This window comes from Burkholderia sp., assembly GCF_018375725.1.
GTDB lineage: Bacteria > Pseudomonadota > Gammaproteobacteria > Burkholderiales > Burkholderiaceae > Burkholderia.
Window position 1 is genome coordinate 1 of record NZ_JAHACR010000223.1, and the last position, 7,292, is coordinate 7,292.

Here is a 7,292-nt window from a genome sequence, read left to right on the forward strand (position 1 = left end):
AAGTCGATCGCGGGCTGGTTCCAGTCGAGCACCGACCATTCGAAGCGTGCGCAGCGGCGCTCGACGGCGAGCGCCGCGAGCTGCCGGAGCATCGCGGTGCCGAGCCCCGTGCCGCGTTGCGACGGCTGTACATAGAGATCCTCGAGATACAGGCCGCGGCGGCCAAGGAACGTCGAGTAGTTGTGGAAGAACAGCGCATAGCCGACGAGTGTGCCGTCGCGCTCGGCGACCAGCGCTTCGGCCGCCGGGCGCGTGCCGAACAGCGCATCGGCGAGATCGTCCTCGGTGGCGACGAACAGATGCGTGAGCTTCTCGAATTCGGCCAGTTCGCGCATCAGCGCGAGGATGGTGCCGACGTCGCGGGGCTCGGCCGCACGGATGACGGCTGCGCCGCTCATGCTTCCTCCGGCGGGTCGGACAGCACGATTTCGATGCCGCCGAAGCGCGACGCGACCCAGTTGTACGCGTGACATGCGATCCACAGGAGCACGAAGCCGATAAGCGCGTTCAGCAGCAGCGCGCTCAGGATCGTGCTCAGTTCGACCATGCCGTAGCGGACATACGCGACGAGGATGCCGAGCACGACGATCGGCACGCTGAAGGTCAGGTAGACGAGAATCAGCGCCTTGGCGGTCTGCCCCGCGGCGATCGACGATATTTGTTTTTTCATGTGCGGATTGCCCCCGTAAGGATGTGCCGAAGATGGAATTCAGATCAGGCCGTCGAACGGCAGGATATCGACTGTTGCGCCGGCGTCGATCGCGCCTTCGTCGTGCCCGAGCACGATGAAGCAATTGGCGGACGCGAGCCCGCTCAGCGATGCGGAGCTTTGGGAGCCGGCCGGTGCGACGCGCCAGCTGCCGTCGGTGTCGCGCGTCGCGATGCCGCGCAGGTATTCGGTGCGGCCGGGGCGCTTCTTCAGTGCCTGTGTGCTGCGCGCGCGGATCATGACCGGCGGCGGCACGTGCGCGCCGGCCATCGTCAGCAGAGCAGGCCGCACGATCGAGTGGAACGTCACCGCGGACGCGACCGGATTGCCGGGCAGGCCAAAGAACAGGGCGCTGCGCGCGCCGGCGGTTTGCGGCGCGAGCGTACCGCATGCGAGCGGCCGTCCGGGCCGCAGCGCGAGACTGGCGAACGTGACGTTGCCGAGCCGCGCCAGCACGTCGCGCGTGAAATCGGCTTCGCCGACCGACACGCCACCCGACGTGATCACCGCATCGGCGCCTGCGGCGAGCGCATCGTTCAGCGCTGCCTCGAGCGCGGCCGGATCGTCGCGCACGATGCCGAGGTCGATCGGCTCGGCGTCGAGGCGTTCGAGCATCGCGATCAGCATGTCGCGATTGCTGTCGTACAGCGTGCCGCGATCGAGCGGCTCGCCCGGCGCGCGCAGTTCGTCGCCGGTCGAAAACACGGCGACGCGCAAGCGGCGGCGCACCGTGATCTCCGCGATGCCGAACGACGCGAGCAGGCCGATATCTGCCGGGCGCAGGATGCGGCCCGCCACGAGCGCTTGCGCGCCGCGCGCAAGATCTTCGCCGGCTTTGCGGCAGTTCGCACCGCGCGATATGTCGCGCGTGGCGAAGCGGATTGTGTCGGCCTGTGCGTTCACGCGTTCCTGCGGAATCACGGTGTCGCAGCCGGCGGGCAGCTGTGCGCCGGTCATGATGCGGATGCAGCTGTGCGGCGGCACCGCGCCGTCGAACGGATGGCCTGCGAAGGCCGAGCCTGCGACCGTCAATGCGACCTGGCCGTCAGGCGCGGCGTGGGCGAGCGATGCGCCGTCGAACGCATAGCCGTCCATCGCCGAGTTGTCGTAGGCGGGAATGTCGAACGGCGCCAGCACGTCGATCGCGAGCACGCGGCCCGGTGCGCGGCGCAGCGGAACGGTGTCGCACGCTTCGACCGGCACCGCGAAGCGGCACGCGAGCGCCTGCGCGTCGGCGAGCGATAGCGAGGCATCGTGAGCGGGAGCAGGGCGGGAAGCGGACGAGGGGTGTGTGGTCATGAATCGGGCTGTGCCGCAAGGCGTATCGGGTTGGTGGCCGGCATGCGGCTGGCGGCGCGGGAGCGTCGCAACGCATGCGACGGGCGGCGCGCGGGAACCGGCCCGGCGCCGTCAGCGATGGGCGAGCGCGGCGAGTTCCTGCCAAGAGTTGGCATTGTAAAACGCACGCTCGTCGTGAAACGCGACTTCGACCGTCTTGTGGCGTGCGTACCACGCACGGACTTTGCGATCGCCCGCCGCGAGCCGGTCGGCGAGGTCATCGGCGAGCGCAGTGCGCAACAGTGCGAATGTCGGTTGCACCGAGCGATGCTGTTGCGCGTCGACGGTGACCGCCATCGCGATGTCCGCGTGCTGTGCGACGAGCGCCGCGTGGAGTCGTGCGATGAGATCGGCCGGCAGAAACGGCGAATCGCAGGGCGCGCAGGCGATAAGCGGCGTGCGCGCTGCGCGCATGCCCGCAAGCAGGCCGGCGAGCGGTCCGGGGAAATCGGGCGTTGCGTCCGGCACGACGCGCGCGCGGAACGGTGCACCGAGTTCGGCATAGCGGTCGGGATGGCGGTTCGCGCTGATCACGGTCTCATCGACCTGCGGGGTGAGACGGCGCAGCACGTGCAGCGCGAGCGGCGTGCCGTCCAGCAGCTGCAGGCCCTTGTCGACGCCGTCCATGCGTGTTGCGCGGCCACCTGCCAACAGCAGGCCGGTGATCGAGGGCGTGGTGGATTCGTGCATGGTGGCGCTCAGCCGCCGATGTACGACATTTCAACGCGCTTGCCCGTGCCTTCTGCGGCGGCTTCGGACGATGCGCTGCCGCGCAGCTGCGAATAGCGGTCGGTGCGTTGTTGCCAGATGCGGGCGATTGCGGTCGAGATCTCGGTGTCGCTCGCGCCGTTGCGAACCAGCGCGCGCAGATCATGGCCGCCCGTCGCGAACAGGCACAGATACAGCTTGCCTTCCGTCGACAGGCGCGCGCGCGTGCAGTCGCCGCAAAATGCCTGCGTGACGCTCGAGATCACGCCGATCTCGCCCGCGCCGTCCGCGTAGCCCCAGCGCTGGGCGGTCTCGGCCGCGCTGTGGGCCTCGAGCGGGACGAGCGGGAAATGCTCGGCGATCCGTGCGATGACCTCGGCGGACGGCAGCACTTCCGTCATGTTCCAGCCGTTCGAGGTGCCGACATCCATGTATTCGATGAAGCGCAGCACGATGCCCGTGCCGCGAAACCGCTTCGCCATCGGCAGGATTTCGCCGTCGTTCGTGCCGCGCTTGACGACCATGTTGACCTTGACCGGCTCGAGGCCGGCCGCCTGCGCGGCGAAGATGCCTTCGAGCACGTCGGCGCTCGCGAAATCGGCATCGTTCATGCGTTTGAACAGGGTGTCGTCGAGCGCGTCGAGACTGACCGTCACGCGCGTGAGGCCGGCATCCTTCAGCGCGCGCGCCTTGCGCGCGAGCAGCGAGCCGTTGGTGGTCAGCGTCAGGTCGAGCGGGCGTCCTGCGTGCGTCGTCATCCGCGCGAGGCGTTCGATCAGGAATTCGAGGTTCTTGCGCAGGAGCGGCTCGCCGCCGGTGATACGGATTTTCTCGACGCCGTGTGCGACAAAAAGTCGCGTGAGACGCTCGATTTCCTCGAGCGTCAGCAGTGCGCTGTGCGGCAGGAACGCGTAGTCCTTGTCGAAGATCGCGCGTGGCATGCAGTACACGCAACGGAAATTGCAGCGGTCTGTCACCGAGATGCGCAGGTCGCGCAGCGGCCGCGCCAGCGTATCGTGCAGAACGCCGTCGGGTGTGTGCGCCGCGCCGGAGACGTCCGGAACCGCGCTGACATCGGTGAGGGGAATGATGCGTCGGGACATATCGAAATAGGTGCGAGCCAGGTTTCTATTGTAGCCGCAAGCGTCGTGCCAGGCCGCCGGGCGGGCGCGCCCGCCCGGCGGATATGAAAAAACCCGCCGGAGCGGGTTTTTTCGTTGCGGTCGGACGCGATCAGTGATGCGTCGTTTCCACTTGCTGCATCGGCGTCTCATCGACGGGCGGCAGCGGCCGGCGTTCACGCGGCGCGCGAACCGGCTTTGCAATTTGCGCAGCGGCGTCCTGGGCGGCACGGAACTTGTCCGCGTCCGTATTCACCCAGACGAGCCCGGCCTGTGCGAGCACCGTTTCGAGGCTGGCTGCCTCGGGCGCGGCGGCGACTCGCCGGACTTGCGTTGCGACAAACGATGCAGCCACGACTTCGACCGCGGGCGCCGGTTCCGGCTCGACTGCCGGTGCAGCTTCTGCGACGGGCGCGGGCTGCGGCGCTTCGACGGCGGCAGGCGCCTCGGCGACGACCGGTGCTGCCACCGGTGCTTCTGCCGGTTGCGCTGCGGTCTCGGCCGCGACGATGGCCGTCACGGCCTCGGTGCGGACCGGCTCCGGTTGCGCTTCGGCGGCTGCCGGTGCGTGCGTTGCGACCGCTTCGGCCTTTTCCGCATGCACGGCTTCCGTGACGACGGCGCCTGCTGCTGCCACGACGACGGCGGCAGCCGGCGCAGCGGCCGGTGCGGCGAGCGGGGTCGGCTCGGTTGCCGGCGCTGCGAAGGTTTCACCTTCGACGCCTTCAACGCCTTCGACGGCCTGGGCGACGATCGCGCCTTCCTCGTCACGCTCGCGACGACCGCCACGACGGCCGCGGCGGCGGCGGCGGCGTTCCTCGCCGTCGCGCGCACCGGCTTCCGCGTCTGCCATCACCTCGGCGCCGGGCAGGGCGGCAGCGATCTTGTCCGCTGCGGGCTCTGCATGCGCCACGCTTTCGCCACGATTGACGGTCTCGAGCGTCGCTGCGTGCTGAACCGGCTTGCGGCGCTCGCCGCGCTCACGGCGTTCGCCGCGACCGGTGGCCTCGACGGCTTCCGGCTGCTCGATGCGCTCGCGGCTTTCCCGCGGTTCGCGTGCCTCGCGTGGTTCACGAGCTTCGCGGGGCTCACGCGCTTCGCGGGGTTCCCGGGTCTCACGCGGTTCACGAGTCTCGCGCGGTTCGCGGGTTTCGCGGCCCTCGCGGGCTTCACGCGGCTCGCGTTGGGCACGGGCTTCACGCGGTTCGCGCTGCTCGCGCGGTTCACGCGCTTCCTTGCCTTCGCGCTCCGGGCGCGGCTGCTGGCCACGGCCTGCGGCAGCCTGATCGCGGCCGGCTTGCTGCTGCGCGCCGCCACGGCGGTTACGGTTGCGATCGCCACCGCGTTCGCCGCGCTGCTCGGTCTTCTCGGTTCGCTCGCGGGCCGGGCGTGCGGCCTGTTCCTTCGCGGGTGCCGGCGCCGGCGCGGGCGCAGGCTGCATGCCGAACAAGCCCTTCAGCCAGCCGAAGAAGCCGCCGCCCGTTGCCGGTGCCGGCGCGGGCGCCGGCTCGGCCGGACGCTGCGGCGCCGGGCTCGGTGCCGGACGCTCGGGCGTGATGCCCTTCACTGCGGCTTCCTGCTTCGGCTTCACTTCGGCCGCGCGCTTGCTGTAGCCGGTTTCCGACTCCAGCTCGCGGGCGGCTTCCTCGGCCATCTTCCACGATGCGCGCGGATCCTCGAGGCGCGCGTCGTCGTGGCGCAGGCGCTCGAGCTTGTAGTGCGGCGTATCGAGATGCTTGTTCGGGATCAGCACGATGCCGACCTTGAAGCGCGACTCGATCTTGTTGATTTCCTGACGCTTTTCGTTGAGCAGGAAGGCGGTCACCTCGACCGGCACCTGGCAGTGGATCGCCGCGGTGTTTTCCTTCATCGCCTCTTCCTGAATGATCCGCAGCACTTGCAGCGCGGACGATTCGGTATCGCGGATATGGCCGGTGCCGTTGCAGCGCGGGCAGGTCACGTGGCTGCCTTCGGACAGCGCCGGACGCAGACGCTGGCGCGACAGCTCCATCAGGCCGAAGCGGGAGATCTTGCCCATCTGTACGCGCGCCCGGTCGTGCTTGAGCGCGTCCTTCAGGCGCTGCTCGACTTCACGCTGGCTCTTCGCCGATTCCATGTCGATGAAATCGATCACGATCAGGCCGCCCAGGTCGCGCAGACGCAGCTGGCGCGCGACTTCGTCGGCCGCTTCGAGGTTCGTGCGGGTCGCCGTTTCCTCGATGTCCGCGCCCTTGGTCGCGCGCGCCGAGTTCACGTCGATCGCGACGAGCGCTTCGGTGTGGTCGATCACGATTGCGCCGCCGGACGGCAGCGGCACCGTGCGCGAGTACGCCGTTTCGATCTGGTGCTCGATCTGGAAGCGGGAGAAGAGCGGCACATCGTCGTGATAGCGCTTCACCTTCGCGACGTTGTCAGGCATCACGATATCCATGAAGGCGCGGGCCTGATCATGGATCTCGGTCGTATCGATCAGGATTTCGCCGATGTCCGGCTGGAAATAGTCCCGGATCGCGCGGATCACGAGGCTCGATTCCAGATAGATCAGCATCGGCTCGCCTGCGCGACCGCTCTGCGACGCGGCTTCGATCGCGCGCCAGAGCTGCAGCAGGTAGTTCAGATCCCATTGCAGTTCCTCGGCGCTGCGGCCGATGCCTGCGGTGCGGGCAATCATGCTCATGCCGTCGGGAATCTGCAGCTGCGCCATCGTTTCGCGCAGTTCCTGGCGCTCGTCGCCCTCGATGCGGCGCGACACGCCGCCGCCGCGCGGGTTGTTCGGCATCAGCACGAGGTAACGGCCGGCGAGCGAGATGAACGTCGTGAGGGCCGCGCCCTTGTTGCCGCGCTCTTCCTTCTCGACCTGGACGATCAGTTCCTGGCCTTCGCGCAGCGCGTCCTGGATGCGCGCGGAACGCATGTCGACGCCTTCCCGGAAATACTGGCGGGCGACTTCCTTGAACGGGAGGAAGCCGTGGCGGTCCTCGCCGTAATTGACGAAGCAGGCTTCGAGCGAGGGCTCGATGCGGGTGATGACGCCCTTGTAGATGTTGCCCTTGCGCTGTTCGCGGCCGGCGGTCTCGATGTCGATATCGATGAGCTTCTGCCCATCGACGATGGCGACGCGCAATTCTTCCTGCTGCGTCGCATTGAACAGCATGCGTTTCATGAACGACTCCAGGCGGCTCTGCTGCCGGCGCCTTGCGGGTGTCAGTCGCAAGGGCGGGGGCGACGACAGGCCGCGCCTTGTTGTGTTGTCACAAGCACGCTGGAGCGAGAACGATGGCGGGGAGAATTGCCTGAAGAGGCGCTTGGGCCCGAACGACGGGGCCGGCGGCCATAGGGCACCTTCGAACACGGCTTCAAAGCACGGCGTCCACACACCGCACGCTTCGCGAAACCCAATCGGGCGCAACGCCGTA

At 68.4% G+C, this 7,292-nt stretch carries 6 protein-coding genes; all 6 read right to left on the minus strand.

Translation table 11 applies throughout. The annotated features are described in order from the left end of the window. Nucleotides 1–398 (minus strand): GNAT family N-acetyltransferase (locus tag KH616_RS18855; protein WP_292249659.1); only part of this gene is annotated, 398 nt, incomplete at its 3' end. Beyond that, nucleotides 395–670 (minus strand): hypothetical protein, encoded by a 276-nt coding sequence (locus KH616_RS18860; protein ID WP_292249660.1) that lies wholly within the window; start codon nucleotides 668–670, stop codon nucleotides 395–397. The genes KH616_RS18855 and KH616_RS18860, both read right to left, overlap by 4 nt. 39 nt (nucleotides 671–709) lie before the next feature. After that, nucleotides 710–2,008, minus strand: coding sequence for a gephyrin-like molybdotransferase Glp (gene glp / locus KH616_RS18865; RefSeq protein ID WP_292249661.1), 1,299 nt, complete (start codon nucleotides 2,006–2,008; stop codon nucleotides 710–712). Between the two features lie 111 nt (nucleotides 2,009–2,119). Next, the gene (mobA, locus tag KH616_RS18870; RefSeq protein ID WP_292249662.1) at nucleotides 2,120–2,737 is read right to left on the minus strand and encodes a molybdenum cofactor guanylyltransferase MobA; all 618 of its coding nucleotides are present in this window, start codon (nucleotides 2,735–2,737) and stop codon (nucleotides 2,120–2,122) included. Between the two features lie 8 nt (nucleotides 2,738–2,745). Next, the gene (moaA, locus tag KH616_RS18875) at nucleotides 2,746–3,858 is read right to left on the minus strand and encodes a GTP 3',8-cyclase MoaA (RefSeq protein WP_292249663.1); all 1,113 of its coding nucleotides are present in this window, start codon (nucleotides 3,856–3,858) and stop codon (nucleotides 2,746–2,748) included. A gap of 130 nt (nucleotides 3,859–3,988) precedes the next feature. Beyond that, on the minus strand, nucleotides 3,989–7,039 hold the full coding sequence (locus KH616_RS18880; RefSeq protein WP_292249664.1) for an Rne/Rng family ribonuclease: 3,051 nt from the start codon (nucleotides 7,037–7,039) through the stop codon (nucleotides 3,989–3,991). Nucleotides 7,040–7,292 lie beyond the last annotated feature (253 nt).

Coding starts and splice junctions, on each gene's coding strand:
- KH616_RS18860 (WP_292249660.1), bottom strand. CDS start 670: ATGAAAAAACAAATATCGTCGATCGCCGCGGGGCAGACCGCCAAGGCG.
- glp (WP_292249661.1), bottom strand. CDS start 2,008: ATGACCACACACCCCTCGTCCGCTTCCCGCCCTGCTCCCGCTCACGAT.
- mobA (WP_292249662.1), bottom strand. CDS start 2,737: ATGCACGAATCCACCACGCCCTCGATCACCGGCCTGCTGTTGGCAGGT.
- moaA (WP_292249663.1), bottom strand. CDS start 3,858: ATGTCCCGACGCATCATTCCCCTCACCGATGTCAGCGCGGTTCCGGAC.
- KH616_RS18880 (WP_292249664.1), bottom strand. CDS start 7,039: ATGAAACGCATGCTGTTCAATGCGACGCAGCAGGAAGAATTGCGCGTC.